15 protein-coding genes are annotated in these 15,075 nt (G+C 63.0%); 8 read left to right on the plus strand and 7 right to left on the minus strand.

Annotated elements, in window-relative coordinates; translation table 11 throughout:
- Positions 1–29: 29 nt before the first annotated feature.
- The 7 genes from AC1DEK_RS23965 to AC1DEK_RS23995 all read right to left on the minus strand — a co-directional run bounded on the left by AC1DEK_RS23965 (position 30) and on the right by AC1DEK_RS23995 (position 6,250).
- Positions 30–1,292, minus strand: coding sequence for an ATP-grasp domain-containing protein (locus tag AC1DEK_RS23965; RefSeq protein ID WP_478127801.1), 1,263 nt, complete (start codon positions 1,290–1,292; stop codon positions 30–32).
- Positions 1,289–2,227 carry an EamA family transporter gene (locus AC1DEK_RS23970; protein ID WP_478127802.1) on the minus strand — a complete coding sequence of 313 codons (939 nt, stop codon included), beginning with the start codon at positions 2,225–2,227 and terminating at the stop codon, positions 1,289–1,291. The genes AC1DEK_RS23965 and AC1DEK_RS23970 overlap by 4 nt, the downstream gene beginning before the upstream one ends.
- Positions 2,220–2,954 carry a HalD/BesD family halogenase gene (locus AC1DEK_RS23975; protein ID WP_478127803.1) on the minus strand — a complete coding sequence of 245 codons (735 nt, stop codon included), beginning with the start codon at positions 2,952–2,954 and terminating at the stop codon, positions 2,220–2,222. Before AC1DEK_RS23975 ends, AC1DEK_RS23970 begins: the two co-directional genes overlap by 8 nt.
- Positions 2,955–2,998: 44 nt before the next feature.
- On the minus strand, positions 2,999–4,237 hold the full coding sequence (locus AC1DEK_RS23980) for a phophatidylserine decarboxylase associated domain-containing protein (RefSeq protein WP_478127804.1): 1,239 nt from the start codon (positions 4,235–4,237) through the stop codon (positions 2,999–3,001).
- Positions 4,234–4,401: a hypothetical protein gene (locus tag AC1DEK_RS23985; protein ID WP_478127805.1), complete on the minus strand. Its 168-nt coding sequence runs from the start codon at positions 4,399–4,401 to the stop codon at positions 4,234–4,236. Before AC1DEK_RS23985 ends, AC1DEK_RS23980 begins: the two co-directional genes overlap by 4 nt.
- A gap of 429 nt (positions 4,402–4,830) precedes the next feature.
- On the minus strand, positions 4,831–5,733 hold the full coding sequence (locus AC1DEK_RS23990) for a LysR family transcriptional regulator (protein ID WP_478127806.1): 903 nt from the start codon (positions 5,731–5,733) through the stop codon (positions 4,831–4,833).
- Between the two features lie 157 nt (positions 5,734–5,890).
- Entirely contained in the window at positions 5,891–6,250 is a 360-nt protein-coding gene (locus AC1DEK_RS23995) for a TIGR02444 family protein (RefSeq protein WP_478127807.1), read from the minus strand.
- Positions 6,251–6,302: 52 nt separating this feature from the next.
- On the opposite strand from AC1DEK_RS23995, the gene AC1DEK_RS24000 reads away from it, so the two are divergent.
- Genes AC1DEK_RS24000 through AC1DEK_RS24035 form a run of 8 tightly spaced genes read left to right on the plus strand, consistent with a single transcriptional unit; the run spans position 6,303 to position 15,033 of the window.
- Positions 6,303–6,914, plus strand: coding sequence for a UbiX family flavin prenyltransferase (locus AC1DEK_RS24000; protein WP_478127808.1), 612 nt, complete (start codon positions 6,303–6,305; stop codon positions 6,912–6,914).
- Between the two features lie 2 nt (positions 6,915–6,916).
- Positions 6,917–7,780 carry an FAD binding domain-containing protein gene (locus AC1DEK_RS24005; protein WP_478127904.1) on the plus strand — a complete coding sequence of 288 codons (864 nt, stop codon included), beginning with the start codon at positions 6,917–6,919 and terminating at the stop codon, positions 7,778–7,780.
- Positions 7,777–8,250, plus strand: a complete 474-nt coding sequence (locus AC1DEK_RS24010; RefSeq protein ID WP_478127809.1) for a (2Fe-2S)-binding protein — start codon at positions 7,777–7,779, stop codon at positions 8,248–8,250. Before AC1DEK_RS24005 ends, AC1DEK_RS24010 begins: the two co-directional genes overlap by 4 nt.
- Positions 8,247–10,565, plus strand: coding sequence for a xanthine dehydrogenase family protein molybdopterin-binding subunit (locus AC1DEK_RS24015; protein WP_478127810.1), 2,319 nt, complete (start codon positions 8,247–8,249; stop codon positions 10,563–10,565). Before AC1DEK_RS24010 ends, AC1DEK_RS24015 begins: the two co-directional genes overlap by 4 nt.
- A complete protein-coding gene (locus AC1DEK_RS24020) occupies positions 10,562–11,683 on the plus strand; it encodes a CobW family GTP-binding protein (RefSeq protein WP_478127811.1) in 1,122 nt (373 codons plus the stop codon). The genes AC1DEK_RS24015 and AC1DEK_RS24020 overlap by 4 nt, the downstream gene beginning before the upstream one ends.
- 47 nt (positions 11,684–11,730) lie before the next feature.
- Positions 11,731–12,666 (plus strand): amidohydrolase family protein, encoded by a 936-nt coding sequence (locus AC1DEK_RS24025; RefSeq protein ID WP_478127812.1) that lies wholly within the window; start codon positions 11,731–11,733, stop codon positions 12,664–12,666.
- Between the two features lie 25 nt (positions 12,667–12,691).
- Positions 12,692–13,609, plus strand: coding sequence for an amidohydrolase family protein (locus AC1DEK_RS24030; RefSeq protein WP_478127813.1), 918 nt, complete (start codon positions 12,692–12,694; stop codon positions 13,607–13,609).
- Entirely contained in the window at positions 13,606–15,033 is a 1,428-nt protein-coding gene (locus AC1DEK_RS24035) for a UbiD family decarboxylase (RefSeq protein ID WP_478127814.1), read from the plus strand. Before AC1DEK_RS24030 ends, AC1DEK_RS24035 begins: the two co-directional genes overlap by 4 nt.
- Positions 15,034–15,075 lie beyond the last annotated feature (42 nt).

The following is a 15,075-nucleotide window of genomic DNA, read 5'->3' on the forward strand; positions in this document are numbered from 1 at the left end:
CGTTGTTTCTCCGTCGCCCGATAGCGATTTCAGTGATTCCCAAACTCGAATATGCCGTCAAGTTCGATGAGCCGAAATGCATCGACGTCATTCAACACTTGCTGCTTGCGCTCATGGGAAAGCATAAGAATCCCGGGCTGGGTATCAAGGCTTCTTGACACATGAACCGCCGAACCTATTTGGGGAAGCCCAACTAGGCACTTGAACGAAGGCAAAGCGCTGATGCGTTCCATGTTCCTGTAATTCTTGAGGATGCCCGAGCGTCTGCTGATAAGCGAAACCGATACCACATGCTTGCAACTGTGGCGGTCAAAGTAAGACTCCGCCAAGCCGCGGTTTAGATAGGAATCGACCGAAGCGCTCACATGAGAATAGCCTTGTGCATCGTTCATCACTTCGTGCTGAATGCCACCGGCTGGCCTCGCACCTACTTCGATGAGCGTTGGAACACCATCGTTGACCATAAGCTCTACGTGACAAGGCCCAAACCGAATTCCCAAAGCATCCAGTACCGACCTTGTGTACTCGATCAATGTCTCTTCGAGTAGGCCGCGCTCCTGCAGAAGTAACTCATAGTCGTAGAGGTAGGTCGAGCCCGCGTCTTCTCGATTGTCCTCCCATATCTCGGCGACGGCGTGCTGACCGTCATAGCTGACCGTATTGACGATGTACTGCTGGCCAACCAACAGTTGTTGGATCAAGACGCTTTCATTGATCGATCCGAAGATATTGCGTGCTCGATGGATGCGATGAAACGCCGACACCAGTTCTGCGTTCGTCTTGCAGATGTAGACACCGTCCGATCCCGCGCTCTCACAAGGCTTGACAACCGCGGGAAGACCCAACTCTTCACTGATGCCTTCCAGCTCTTCCAGACTCCCTACGCGAAACGTTCTTGCTGCCTTGACGCCACAGGCGCGAAGTGACTCGACCATGTCGAACTTGTCTCTTCGTGAGGAACTCTTGGAGCGTCCGTTAGTTGGCGTTCCAAGGTCCTCAGACAACTGATCCGCCAGTGCGACTCCTGTCTCACAGCCCGGCACCACGAATGACAGGTTATCGATCGATTTCAGTTCATATAGCAGTTTCGCGTAGTCACCCGCGTAGACGAAGTTTGCCTTGTAGTGTTGCGCGCAGAAGCTCTTTCGCAGGTATTCGGTCTGGTTTTCCGTGCTCTGCACGTGATAGACGTTGAGACCCCTTTCGCTCAGAAGCGTTACGTATTGCTTGCCGCTGCCGTAGCCGTCCACGATCAGCCATGAGCCGGACTTGTTTCGAGGATCTTGGTTCATAGTGAGTTGTTCCGAAGTAACCGAAGTGCGTGTTGTCGATGCTGAATCAGAATGTGACTCACCGCTATGCCTGCGACAGTCACCGACATGAGAACCGTGTCGAGCTCGATGGATGCGTCTCCAATCAGGAGGGCATATAACCCCAGACTGAAAGCCGGTGAGGTGGCGATCAGCAGCGCGGTCAGTACAGGCTCGCACCTTTCTATGCCCTTTTGCAGCAGCCAAAGGGTCAGGATCGTTCCCGCGCTGGTCGCAAGCAGTAGTACCTGGTAGTTGCGACTAGCCACATCCAGCAGTTCCGCGGCTGGCGACGACATGCAGAACGCGACGACGAGCAAGATGTAGAAGCGATGTGCCATGATCCTGCGTGCAGGGACTTCCAAGTCCGCCAGTCGCTTTGACACAACTGTTGTGGCGGCAATGGAAAAGGAGCACATCGCTACTAGAGCAAGGCCTGTTGCCGCTTGGGTGCCTTGTAGCGAGAGAACGTTAGAGAACGCCCAGGCCACTGCGCAAGAGAACAGCAGGACGGCGGACAGCCAATCGGCGCTTGATGTCGCACTGGCTGAGCGCAGCAACCGATTGACGATCCAGGTCGCCAGGGGAATGATGCCCGCATACAGTGCGACCACCGTGGGCGCCGTAAGGTATTTCAAAGAGAGATACCACCCCAGCCAATTGCTCGCAGTGGCCAAGTTCAACCAAACGATGTTGGCCTTGAATCCCGACGTCTCTGCAGACGGAACGTTGGGGCCTTTCACGAGGTTGGTGACAGCGTAGAACAGAGCGGTGAGACTGAAAACAATGAGCAGATAATCAAACGGATTCTCGACCTTGATATGCTGCTCAAGATAAATGTCTCGTATATCGGAGATCAAGACGAAGCCCAGTACGCAAAGCACGCCCGTCAAGAGGCGATAGCGCGCGCTATCCATAGATGTCCTGCATACTTCCGTGGTCAACGGAGTTGAACCGCTCCGACTCGGCCGCGTAAGTGAAGCAGATAACCTTTCGGGTATCGGCTCGCAGCATGGGTGAGACTCGATGCATCACTCTTTTCCCAAGAAGTACGTACGCGGAACCCGAATCTAGAGCTAAGGACCGCACGGGCTTCTTGCGCAGATAGTCCTCCACCCGGGCGGCATCTTTATCCCAGCATGTTCGGTCGACGCACTCGACCTGAGCCCCATTTTCCCGTTGCGGCGCAGTTAGCACTAGTACGACCGAATAGCTGTAGTCGTCCCAATGCCATCCATGGGTGTCACCTTCCTGGTTCATGCGATTGACAACTGCTTGCTCAGGCTCATAGGGCGCCACAATGACCGCGCTTTGCGCCAATTTTTCGAAGAACAAGATGACATCCCGATCGAAGTAAAGCTTCTTGATCAGGCTGGAATTCTTGAAGACATCATTTCGGCCAACGCTTACATACCTCCTCGGCGTGTTGCCGGTCGAGCGAACTTGTACGTCAATCCGTCTGCCGAAGGAATCCAGCAGATCATCGGCCTGCTGATTCAGCTCGGAAAGGAGCGTTGACGGCAGAAAGTCATGCAGTTGAACGACGCCGTTCACCTTCAAGGCAAGACCGAGCGAGTCCGTGTCGTATTGAGCGAGATGGGTAGCCATGTCGGCGAGGTCGAGAATGGCGTTTGCTGTCGGCATATTTTTTCCGTTGAGGAGTGAGGTAGTGGCCGGGCTGGCGGGCATTAGCAAGACGCGATGCTTTGGCCTACCTTCAGGACGGCGCCGCGGGTGCCCACCTGCGCGCCGGTATCGCGAACCTGGATGGTGAAATCTCGGATAACGCCGGGTTGAAACAACAGGCAGATGCTGCTTCCGCCATAGCTGAAGTGGCCGATCTCATCGCCTTTTTCAAGCCGTTGCCCAACCTGAACGGACATCCGAATAGACGACACTTCCGAAATGCCGACGGCAACAAGGCAGACCATGCCAATGGCAAGACTGTCACTCTCAAGAAACACGAGCGCCCGCGTATTGACGCAGCTCATGTACGCCTGTGAGTAGGTGCCTGCGGTCAGATCCTCGCCGACCGATTCAGCGTTGCTGAACATCAAGCCTTCGATGTGGACGATCTTCTTGATGCATCCTGCAACGGGGGACCAGAAGCGGTGATAGTTGCGTCCATCTAAGAAGCTTTGATAGACGGTCCCGCCCACAAACAGCCGGAACAGCGGGTCGCCGGCCAACATGTGTTCAAGAGAGTAGGGCTGGCTCTTGATCCAAAAACGGTCAGCGCGCTTGATCTCGTGAACCACCTTGTACAAGGTACCGTCATTCGGAGAAACAATGATCCGAGAGTTTTCAGGCTCCGCAATTGGGCGGAATTCGCGCCTGATTTGCCTATGAAAGAAGGCATTGAAGGAGCCAAATCCGCAGTGGGGCGCCGTCGAATCTGGGATCAGACATTCATTTAGTTGGTGATGTGCCCATGAGGGGGCGGACAACCATCCACCTTCCTCAGTGTGAAGCACGTCTCTGGATTGCGGCGAATCGAGGTGGAGGCACCAACTCTGGAGAATGACCCTGAGGCAGGTGTTGAACCCGTCCATACGAAACAGAGCTTGCCCGGCGGGTGTCATCATCATGCGCACGAACAGCGTGGAGACGGGGAAGAAGTTTGCTCGCCGAGGGTCTGCGTGGAACGACGGTGCGCGGGTCGACAGTAACTGCAGCGCGCTCAGCAGCTCCGGGATGGTGCTCACCACGCGATACGGACTCGGAACTTGCTCCAGCATCTCAATGGCGTACATGCGCGTGATCGCATCGCGCCGAAGCAGATGATCCAGCGCCCGTATCGGCGTAGAGCATTCATCCGGATCCACGTATTCACGGTGCACCTCTTTGCCGACGTCCAGAAGGAATGCATCGACCTGTGCTCGCTCGTGCGGAGCGAACCCCGGAAAGACAGATTCTGTTTCGGTCATACGTTTCTCATCCCTTTCGTTTCTTGTCCTGTCCACGCGACCATTGCGCGTAAATGGGCGGGCATCGATGTGCTTCGATTGATGACGCTGTCGCCGTTGATGCGGATGCCGTTTTGGGTCACAAGGTCGAACCGGTACTCGGATCCGACAATGCCGACTCGCATTTCTATGTCCTCCTTGGCCAGTGTCGAGATTCGAAAGGCTCGTCGGCTATGAGAGAACTCTGAAATTGCAATGGCGAAGAGCGTTAGGGAGACGCTGATTCATTCATCGTCGCGTCGACGCAGCGCATTGCGCTCACTGTCGGCGGGCAGGACTATGACCATCAACTGCCCGGACCGCTGGTGCCGAAAGCGCCGCCGCCATACGGCGGCATACGACAGACTGGCTGCGCCATCAACGTTCATGAAGAGCAAGGCGACCGGCCGCTAGAAATGATGGGCGGGGCCACAACGATCCACACGCGTGCGGAGCACGCTTCGTTCGTGCTGCCGCCTATCGTCCCGGCCAAATGATTCGGGACTGATGCATGCGGTGGCAGGGACCGCTGCGATGAACTCGCCGACCGCGCGAAGCTTCGGGGCCGCTTCGACTCAGCCGTGCCCCAGCTCGCTGCGGCGCTCCATCAACAGGTCGCGGAACTTCTGCGCTGCCGGGGACAGCGAACGGTCGGCATGGAAGACCAGCACCACTTCGCGTTTGACCACAGGCCGCACGATCGGGCGCATGGTGAGACCCAGCGCATCGACCACGCGCCGCATCGAGGTGGTGAGTACGCCCACGCCCAGCCCGCCTTCGACCATTCCGAGGATGGTCATGGGCAGCGAGACTTCATAGGTGAAGGGCAGGGACACGCCGTCGCGTGCCAGCGCAAAGTCCATCTGCTCGCGCACCGGGTTGCCGGGACGCGGACCGATAAGCGGCACCCTGCGCAGCTCTTTCCAGGTGATTTCCTCGGCGCGCGCCAGTGGATGGTCCGTCGGGAGGATGGCGTGGAAGGTCTCCGACCACAGCAGGCGCATGCCCAGGTCATGGCGCGCGCCGAACGCAGTGCCCAGGCCGAAATCCACATCACCGGCGCGGACCATGTTGAGCACTTCTTCCTGCACCACGTCGTGCATCACGACCCGCACGCCAGGATTGCGATCGCAGAACTCCCGGATCAGGCGCGGCATGACCAGTGCCGCCTGCACCGATGAAACTGCCAGCGAGACACGGCCGCGCCCCAGTGTCTTGAGCTGAGCGGAGCTGCCAATCACGCTGTCGAGGTCGGCCACGGCCTTGCGTGCGAGCGGAAGAATCTCGGCGCCGGCATCGGTGAGGCGCAGCATCCGCGTGTGCCGGTCGAACAGGCGCAGCTCCAGGTTGGCTTCGAGTTCACGCACGAGCGTGCTCACCGTGGATTGCGTGAGATTGAGCGCGTCCCCCGCGCGGGTGAAATGCTGCGCCTCGGCAACCGCGATGAAGGCGCGCAACTGGCGCAGGGTGACGTTCATGGATTCATGGAGTAGTTCAATGAATATATAAGGATTCGGCCATTTATCAAATGATTTGGGCCTGCCACTATGCGTCGCATGCCCGTGGCGGAAAAGGCTTCGCCGGGTTGGTGTTCCGCGTTCTCAGGAGCCCACGATGTCCAAGTCTCGCCAGGCGTCACTGCGCAGCCAGCCAGTCGCACAGCATCTCAAGCTGTGCCCGCTCCGCCGCCAACTCCGCCGCCTGCAACTGCGCCCTGACAGCGTCCCGGCGATCCGCATCGGCTTTCACGGATTTCATCGCCCGGTGCAGCGCACGCAGCGGCTGCACGATTTGCTCACGCCATGTGCGCACCAGGGCCTCCGCTTCGCGCAATGCGGGCTCATCCAACGCTTGGCCCCGGTCGGCGGCCCAGCAGCAGAAGAGGTGCAGCACCACGTCCAGACCTTCCTCGTCCTGGCGCCGCAGCAGCTCCCGCGCCGCACGGGGCTGGGCGTAGGCGCGGACGATGTAATCCCAGGCGTCGTCATGGATCATGGCGCTCGCGAGTATGCGGCAGCCTGACCGCATGAACAGCCGGGCATCCGCCATGACCACGCCACGCCGACTCATCGTCGCCATCACGGGCGCATCGGGATTCGTCTACGGCCACCGCTTGCTGCAACTGCTGCAGCCGCTGGACATCGAGGTGCACCTGATCGTCAGCCGCGCAGCACAACTCACGATGGCGTGCGAGGCCCAACTGCATCTCTCGGACGTCACCGCACTGGCGGAAAAGGTTCACAAGAACGAAGACATCGGCGCCTGCGTGGCCAGCGGGTCCTACCGCACGCTGGGCATGATCGTGGCGCCATGCTCGATGAAAACGCTGGCCGAGATCGCCTCGGGCACCGGCGGCACGCTGGTCGCCCGCGCGGCCGACGTGATGCTCAAGGAGCGTCGGCGCCTGGTGCTGCTGGCGCGCGAGACGCCGCTCACGCTGGTGCACCTGCGAAACATGACGACGGTCACCGAGATGGGCGCCATCGTCGCGCCGCCGGTGCCGGCCTTCTACGCGCAACCGCGCGACCTCGAGCAGATGGTGGACCACACGCTGGGCCGCGTGCTCGACCTGTTCGACATCGACGTCGGCGCAGTCAGGCGCTGGACGGGGCCCGCTTCGGGGCGTTCCTTCGACGAAGCAAATTCAACCTCCTCTTGACCATGAAGTACTTCGACTATGCGGAGCCCGCCACGCTGCATGAGGCCGTGGGCCTGTTGCATGCTGCCGGCGGCCAGGCGAGCCTGATGGCGGGTGGCACCGACCTGATGGTGCAGATGAAGGAGCACGTGCGCTCGCCAGCGCGCGTCATCAACATCAAGAAGATCCCGGGCATGGACGACTTCGGATTCGATCCGAAGTCGGGATTGACGCTGGGCGCGCTGGTCACGGTGCGCCAGGTCGAGACCGCGCCCGTCACGCTGCAGCACTACGCCAGCCTCGCAAAGGCCAGCACCGACTTTGCATCCATCCAGGTGCGCAACCGCGCCACGGTGGTAGGCAATGTGTGCCGCGCCTCGCCCTCGGCCGACACGCTGCCGCCGCTGATTGCCGACGGCGCCGTGCTGCGCATCGAAGGTCCTGCAGGCAGGCGCGAATGCCGCGTCGAGGACTTCTGCATCGGCCCCGGCCGTACCGCGCTCGGAGCAGGCGAGATCGTGACGCACATCCTCATTCCCGCTCCACCGCCGGGCACCGGCAAGGTCTACATCAAGCACGGCCGGCGCGCGCAGATGGAGCTGGCCACCGTGGGTGTCGCTGTCACCCTGACCCTGCAGGACGCCACCTGCACTGGCATCGCCATCGTATTGGCCGCTGTGGCGCCCACGCCGCTGCGAGCGGTTCGGGCCGAGGCGCTGCTGCGCGGCCAGCCGCTGACCACCGAACGGATCGCCGCCGCCGCGCATGCAGCCAGCGAGGAGGCACGCCCCATCGGGGACGTGCGCGGCAGTGCCGATTACCGGCGCGAGATGGTGCGCGTGCTCAGCCGCCGTGCGATCGAACAAGCCGTCGAGGAGCTCGCATGAAAAGCATCGTGACATTCACCGTCAATGGCGAGGAGCGCGAGATTGCGGTCGAGCCGAACCGCAGCCTGCTGGACGCGCTGCGTTGCGAGACGGGTTTGACCGGCACCAAGAAGGGCTGCGACGTCGGCGAGTGCGGCTCCTGCACCGTCGTGATGAACGGCAAGCCGGTCAACTCCTGCCTGGTGCTGGCACTGGAGGCGCAGGGCGCCACGCTCACCACCATTGAAGGCGTGCAGTGCTCGGCCGACACACTGCATCCGCTGCAGGAGAACTTCATGCGCTGCGGGGCGGCGCAATGCGGCTTCTGCACGCCGGGAATCATCATGGCGGCCAAGGCGCTGCTGGACGAGAACCCGGCGCCCACCACCGACGAGATCCGATTCGCGATCGCCGGCAACATCTGCCGCTGCACCGGCTACACCAAGATCATCCAGGCCATTGCCGAGACGGCGCAGGGGGTGCGGTCATGAACAAGCCCACTGTCGAGCATGGCGTCGTCGGTCGCAGCGTCAAGCGCACCGATCTGCTGGGCAAGGTGACCGGCGAGGCCAAATATGCGGGCGACTTCTCCTGGCCCGGCATGCTTTACGGGCGCATCAAGCGCTCCAACGTGGCGCATGCGCGCATCGTGCGCATCGACACGAGCCGCGCGCTGGCGCTGCCGGGCGTGAAGGCGGTGCTCACGCATGAGAGCGTGCCGCGCGTGCTGCATGCGGGCTCGCCCCACCCGCGTTCGGCTTCGGTCACCTGCGACCAGTACATCCTGGACGATCGCGTTCGCTACTGGGGAGAGGGCGTGGCGGCAGTGGCTGCGACCACCGAGGAGATCGCCGAGGCCGCGCTCGATCTGATCGAGGTGGAGTACGAGGAATTGCCGGCGGTGTTCGATGTGCAGGAGGCGCAGCGCCCCGAATCGCCCGCCATTCACGACCGTGGCTTCGGGCACAACCTGGTGCTGGCGCCGCAGGTGTTCGAGCGCGGAGACGTGGCGCAAGGTTTTGCCGAAGCCGACTTCGTGATCGAAGGCGAGTACGAAGGAGGCCGCCCGACGCCAGCCTACATGGAGCCGAACGTCTGCGCCTGCCAGTGGGACGGCAACGGCAACCTCACCGTGTGGATCTCCACACAGACCGCCTTCATGGTGCGCGGCATCATGGCCGAGGTGCTGGGCCTGCCGCTGTCCAAGGTGCGCGTGCTGGTGGATCACATGGGCGGCGGCTTCGGCGCCAAGCAGGACTTGTTTCAGCACGAGTTTCTCTGCGCGCTGCTCGCGAAAGCGACGCGCCGACCGGTGCGCATGGAGTTCACGCGCGAAGAAACCTTCCTGGGCGGTCGTTCGCGCCACCCGATGCGCATCTGGCTCAAGCAGGGCTTCCGCAAGGACGGCACCATCACCGCACGCCAGGCCCGGCTGGTCTACAACTCCGGCGCCTACGGCTCGCATGGGCCCGGTGTCACCATCGTCGGCACGTCATCGCTGGTGTCGCTGTATCGCTGCGCCAATGTGCATCTCGAAGGCCGCTGCGTCTACACCAACAGCCCGATCGCCGGCGCGTTTCGCGGCTACGGCGTGGTACAGGCCTACTACGCGCTGGACATCCAGATGGATGAAGCAGCCGAAGCCCTGGGCATGGACCCGGCCGAGCTGAAGCTGAAGAACGCAGTCGGGGAGGGCGACATCGCTCCGTCCAACCACGCGCTGATCGGCCACGGGCTGGAGGACTGCATCCGACACGGACGCGAGCGCGTCGGCTGGCCCGCAGTGCGCCGCCATGCCCGCGACAAGGGCGTGCTCAAGACGGGCTGGGGCATCGGCTGCGAAATGCACGGCAGCAGTGCCTATCCCGGCATCAAGGAGCAGGGCAACGCGATCGTCAAGATGAACGAGGACGGCACGGTGGTGCTGCTGACGGGCACGGCAGGTCTGGGGACCGGCGCGCACACGGCTCTGTCGCAGATCGTCGCAGAAGAGCTGGGCGTGTCCTTCGACCGTGTGAGTTGTGTGCATGGGGACACCGACGTCGTGCCCTGGGACATCGGCGCCTTCGCGAGCCACACGACCTACATGGGCGGACGCGCCGCGCAGATGGCCGCTGCGAAGGTGAAGACCGAACTTCTGGAGCGTGCCGCCACGCTGATGCAAGTGGCGGAATCGGCAGCCGACGAACTGGAGGTGCGTGACGACCACGTGTTCGTGCGCAGTCACCCGGACCGTCGCATGAGCATCAAGGACGTGGTGGGCCCTCGCAAGGGAATCCCTGCAGCGCAGTTCGTCGGCAGCGCCACCTACCACCCGACCAAGTCCTATTCCTTCGCCGCGCATTTCGTGGAGGTCGAAGTCGACACCGAGACCGGACGCATCGGCGTGCGCCGCGTGGTGCCCGTGCACGAGATCGGCAAGGTCATCCACCCTGTGGGCGCGGCCGGGCAGATCGAGGGCGGAATCCAGCAGGGCATCGGCCATGCGCTGTACGAGGACTACCAGATCGACATGAAGACAGGCCGCTCGCTGAACGCCAACTTCGTCGACTACAAGATGCCGCTGTCGATGGACATGCCGCCGATCGAGACCGTGCTGCTCGAAACCGCGCCCGACCCGGGCGGCCCGTTCGGCGCCAAGGGCGTGGGCGAAGACCCGATCGTCGCCATCGGGCCAGCCATCGCGAACGCCATCTACGACGCCATTGGCGTGCGCTTTCGCCATTACCCCATCAAGCCCGAACAGGTGCTGCAGGCGCTGCGCGAGAAGCAGCAGATCCAAACCGAAGAAGGAGTGTCCGCATGACCACCCCCGTCCAACGCCCGGTGCCCGTCACCATCCTCACGGGCTTTCTGGGAGCCGGCAAGACCACGCTGCTCAACCACATCCTGACCGAGCGCCACGGCCATCGCATCGCGGTGATCGAGAACGAGTTCGGCGAAGTCGACGTGGACTCCGACCTCGTGCTGGCTTCGGAAGAAGAGATCTTCCAGGTAGCCAACGGTTGCATCTGCTGCGTCGTCGACGTGCGCAACGACCTCGTCAAGATCCTTCAGAAGCTGCTGGAACGCAAGGATCAGTTCGACCACATCCTGGTCGAGACCAGCGGCCTCGCCGATCCGACGCCGGTGGCCGCGACCTTCTTCATGGACAACGAAGTCGCGAAGAAGGTGGTGCTCGACGGCGTGGTGGCGCTCGTCGACGCGCTCCACGTGCAGCCGCACCTGGACGACCCGGCGCTTGCCAACCACGACAACCAGGCCGTGACGCAGTTGGTGGTGGCTGACCGGATCCTGCTCAACAAGACCGACCTCGTCGACGCGGCACAGCTGGATGCCCTCGAAGCACGCATTCGCACTCTGAACGGCAGCGCGCCGATCCTGCGCACGGCCCACGCCAACGTGGACCTGTCGCTGATCCTCGGTCTGCAGTCCTTCGAGTCGGACGCGCTGTCGATGACCGATCCGCACTTCATGGAAGAGGCGCACGGGCACGACCATGGACATCACCATGAACATGTCTGCGACGCGCAATGCGAGCACGATCATCTCCCGCATTCACCCACTCACACGCACGACCCATCGGTCAGCTCCGTCTCCTTCACCTTCGATCGCCCCTTCGACGCCGAACGCCTGCAACGCTCGCTGCACGAATTGCTCGCCATCCGCGGCGACGACATCTTTCGCGTGAAGGGGATCCTGCATGTGCAAGGCGACGAGCGTCGCCACGTGCTGCAGGGCGTGCACCGTCTGCTGGAACTCAAGCCTTCGCTGCCGTGGTGGGACGAGACGCCCGCCAGCAAGCTGGTCTTCATCGGCCGGCATCTGCAGGACCAGAAGCTGCGCGCACGCCTGGAGGCCTGCCTGAGCACTGACGACGCCCCACCCGCATCCCGATTCCAAGAGGCGCTGGAAGCCGCCTGAAGCGCTTCAACTGCAACTTCGCAACGTTCGACAAGGAGACATCACCCATGATCATCGACATCAGCTGCTACCCCACCGACCAGGTCGACCTGGCCTGGTGGCACGACGGCGAGGCCTACACCGCCGATCGCCTGCTGGCGACGATGGACGGCCCCTACTGGGTCAACGGCAAGCCGCGGCGCATCGACAAGGCTTTCATCCAGCCGCCGCAGGGCAACACCATCTACACCTGGACTGACGGCGACAAGTCGGGCCGACAGTCGATCGACGACTACATGGCCTACACGCTCAAGTGCGTGCAGGAGCACCCCGATCGCTTCATCGGCTGCTTCGTCTACAACCCGCGCTGTGGCGTGAAGAATGGCGTGGAGGCGATCGAGCGCTACGTCAAGGAGCACGGTTTCAAGATGGTGCAGATGCAGGCCAACATGCACGCCTATCGGCCCGACCGCGCGCTCGACTGGGTGCGGCCCGCCTTCGAAAAGTGCGCGGAACTGGGCGTGCCCGTGAAGCTGCACACGGGCGACGGCCCCTACAGCATCCCCACCGAATGGGTGCCGATGATCAAGGAGTTCCCGACCGTGAACTTCATCATGGCGCACTTCGGCGTGCAAACCGGCGGCGTGTACTGCTTCGAGCCCTTCCAGTGGGCGATGGAGCTGCCCAACGTGTTCTGCGAATCGGGCTGGTGCCTTCAATCGCGCATCGTCGAATTCGCCAAGGTGCTGCCGAAGAACAAGATCATCTTCGGCACCGACACGCCGCCCAACGAGCCCGGGATGTGGCTGCGGCTGCTGGAAGTGCTTTGCACCAACCCGCCGCAGGGCCTGAACCTGGACGAGGAAACGCTCGAGGATTACCTGGGCAACAACATCGCCCGCATGGTCGGCCTCGAGGCCACACCCGCGCCTCGCAGCTTCGAGGAGGCCTGCAAGCACCTGGGCCGGAAGATCGATCCGCAGCCCGTGATCGCCCTGTACTGAAAGAAGAGAAGCCGGAGACGACAACATGATCATCGACACCCACCTGCACCCCACCAACCTCGTCGACGAGGCCTGGCGCCACACGGGAACGCCCTTCAACGGCGAGCGCATGCTCAAGCTCATGGACGGCCCCTACATGATCAACGGCAAGCCGCGCCGCATCGACATGGGATTCATCCAGCCGCCGCCGGGCAACACCGGCTACCGCGATGGCAACCGGCGTGGGCGCGAAGGCATCCGCGACTACATGGCGTACATCGCCGAGCTCACGCAGAAGTACCCGGACCGCTTCATCGGAAACTTCACTTACAACCCGCGCTGGGGTCCCGAGAACGGCGCGGCGGAGATCGAGTTCCATCACAAGGAATACGGCTTCAAGATGATCAAGCTGCACGCCAACATGCATGGCTACCGGCCCGATCGCGCCCTGGAGTGGCTTCGCCCGGCCATGAAGGTGTGCGCCAAGTACAACATCGTGGTGCTGATCCACACGGGTGACGGCCCCTTCACCATCCCGACGATGTTCTATCCGATCATCCGCGAGTTCCCGATGGTGAACTTCGTCATCGCGCACTTCGGCATCCAGACCGGCGGCAATTACTCGTTCGAGACCTTCTGGATGGCGATGGACACGCCCAACGTGTACGTCGAATCGGGCTGGTGCTTCCAGGCGCGCATCGCCGAGTTCGCCAAGGAGTTGCCGCGCCATAAGCTGGTGTTCGGCACCGACAGCCCGCCCAACGAGCCTGGCATGTGGTTGCGCGAACTCGAGATGCTCTGCAGGCCCGCGCCGCACGGCATCGGCATCGACGAGGACACGCTGGAGGACTATCTCGGCAACAACATCGCACGCCTGGTGGGCATCGAGACCACCTCGCCGCCGCGCAGCCTCAACGAGGCCAAGCTGCGTCTGCTCGACACTTACGGCCGGCCCGCGAAATGAACCACCGCCCCGATCCGCGCGCTGCGGATCTGGCCGGCAGCGGCCAGGACCTGCATCGCTTCGTCGATACCTATCGCGCGTTGTATGCGGAGGACGTGCTCACGGTGAAGGAGCCGGCAAGCGCCGATCAGGACGTTACCGCTGCGGTCTGGGCGCTGGCCGCGCGGGGTCGTCATCCGGCGCTGGTGTTCGAGCGGGTGGAGGGCCTGCGAGGCTTTCAGGGGCCGCTCGTGACGAACCTTTTCGCGTCTCGCGAGCGGGTAGGCCGCATGCTGGGCGGCGTGCCCGCCGCCGGCATCCACGCCGAGTACCAGGCGCGCAGCCGCCGCAGGGTGGCCCCGCGCGAGGTGCAATCCGGCGCAGCGACGGAAGTGGTGCACACCGGGGGCTTCGACCTGGCGAGCGTGCCGGCGATCCGGCACTTCGCGACGGACCGGGGCCCCTACATCACCAACGCGGTGGTGATTGCCGAAGACCGCGAAGCCGGCATCGGCAATGTGAGCTACCACCGCTCGATGGTGCACTCGCCGCAGGAGATCGCCACCAGCCTGCATTCGCGCGGTCACCTCTGGCGCATGCTGCAGGCCAGCGCCGAGCGCGGCAAGCCGCTGCCGGCCGCGATGGTGATCGGCGCGCATCCGCTGTTCATGCTCGCCGCCGCCGCGCGGCTGCCTTACGGCGTCGACGAGCGGGAAGTGGCGGGCGGCCTGTTCGGCGCGCCGCTGGAAGTCGTACGCACGCCGCGCCACGGCATCGCGGTGCCTGCGCATGCGGAGTTCGTCCTGGAAGGCGAGATCGATCCGCAGGCGCACGCCGAAGAGGGGCCCTTCGGCGAATTCACGGGCTATTCGTCGGACCGCTCCACCAACAACCTGCTGCGCGTGCAGACGCTCATGCGCCGCAAGAACGCATGGCTGCTGGATGTGGTGGGCGGCAACTCGGCCGAGCACCTCAACCTCGGGCGCATCCCGCGCGAATCGGAAATGGTGGAAAAGCTCAAGGAGCGCTTTCCCGGCGTGACGGCGGTGCACTACCCCAGCTCGGGCACGCACTTCCACGCGTACGTGGCGCTGCGCCAGAGCCGGCCGGGCGAGGCGCGGCAGGTGATGCTGGGCCTGCTGGGTTGGGACCCGTATCTGAAGACGGTGGTTGCAGTGGACGAGGACGTGGACATCACGCGCGACGAAGAGGTGCTGTGGGCCATCGCCACCCACCTCCAGCCGCATCTCGACGTGGTGGTGGTCGACGGGCTGCCCGGCAGCGCGCTGGACCCCTCCGCCTCGGGCGTCGGCACCACATCGCGCATGGGGCTGGACGCGACGCGCGGCCCCGACTTCGACGGCGTGCGCGCCCGCATCGACGAGGCCGCCATGGCGCGCGCCGAATCGCTGCTGGCGCACAGCGCAGGAGCGTGGGCCGCCTGAGCGGCCTGCACAACGGCTCGGCCGTGAGGCTCGACGGGTGCG

The organism is Variovorax sp. 10N420 (assembly GCF_056394705.1).

Bases quoted from the DNA above. Each gene is read 5' to 3' on its own strand.
- AC1DEK_RS24015 (WP_478127810.1), top strand. From the start codon at position 8,247: ATGAACAAGCCCACTGTCGAGCATGGCGTCGTCGGTCGCAGCGTCAAG.
- AC1DEK_RS24020 (WP_478127811.1), top strand. From the start codon at position 10,562: ATGACCACCCCCGTCCAACGCCCGGTGCCCGTCACCATCCTCACGGGC.
- AC1DEK_RS23990 (WP_478127806.1), bottom strand. From the start codon at position 5,733: ATGAACGTCACCCTGCGCCAGTTGCGCGCCTTCATCGCGGTTGCCGAG.
- AC1DEK_RS24035 (WP_478127814.1), top strand. From the start codon at position 13,606: ATGAACCACCGCCCCGATCCGCGCGCTGCGGATCTGGCCGGCAGCGGC.
- AC1DEK_RS23985 (WP_478127805.1), bottom strand. From the start codon at position 4,401: ATGCGAGTCGGCATTGTCGGATCCGAGTACCGGTTCGACCTTGTGACC.
- AC1DEK_RS23975 (WP_478127803.1), bottom strand. From the start codon at position 2,954: ATGCCGACAGCAAACGCCATTCTCGACCTCGCCGACATGGCTACCCAT.
- AC1DEK_RS23980 (WP_478127804.1), bottom strand. From the start codon at position 4,237: ATGACCGAAACAGAATCTGTCTTTCCGGGGTTCGCTCCGCACGAGCGA.
- AC1DEK_RS24030 (WP_478127813.1), top strand. From the start codon at position 12,692: ATGATCATCGACACCCACCTGCACCCCACCAACCTCGTCGACGAGGCC.
- AC1DEK_RS23965 (WP_478127801.1), bottom strand. From the start codon at position 1,292: ATGAACCAAGATCCTCGAAACAAGTCCGGCTCATGGCTGATCGTGGAC.
- AC1DEK_RS24000 (WP_478127808.1), top strand. From the start codon at position 6,303: ATGACCACGCCACGCCGACTCATCGTCGCCATCACGGGCGCATCGGGA.
- AC1DEK_RS24010 (WP_478127809.1), top strand. From the start codon at position 7,777: ATGAAAAGCATCGTGACATTCACCGTCAATGGCGAGGAGCGCGAGATT.
- AC1DEK_RS23995 (WP_478127807.1), bottom strand. From the start codon at position 6,250: ATGATCCATGACGACGCCTGGGATTACATCGTCCGCGCCTACGCCCAG.
- AC1DEK_RS24005 (WP_478127904.1), top strand. From the start codon at position 6,917: ATGAAGTACTTCGACTATGCGGAGCCCGCCACGCTGCATGAGGCCGTG.
- AC1DEK_RS23970 (WP_478127802.1), bottom strand. From the start codon at position 2,227: ATGGATAGCGCGCGCTATCGCCTCTTGACGGGCGTGCTTTGCGTACTG.
- AC1DEK_RS24025 (WP_478127812.1), top strand. From the start codon at position 11,731: ATGATCATCGACATCAGCTGCTACCCCACCGACCAGGTCGACCTGGCC.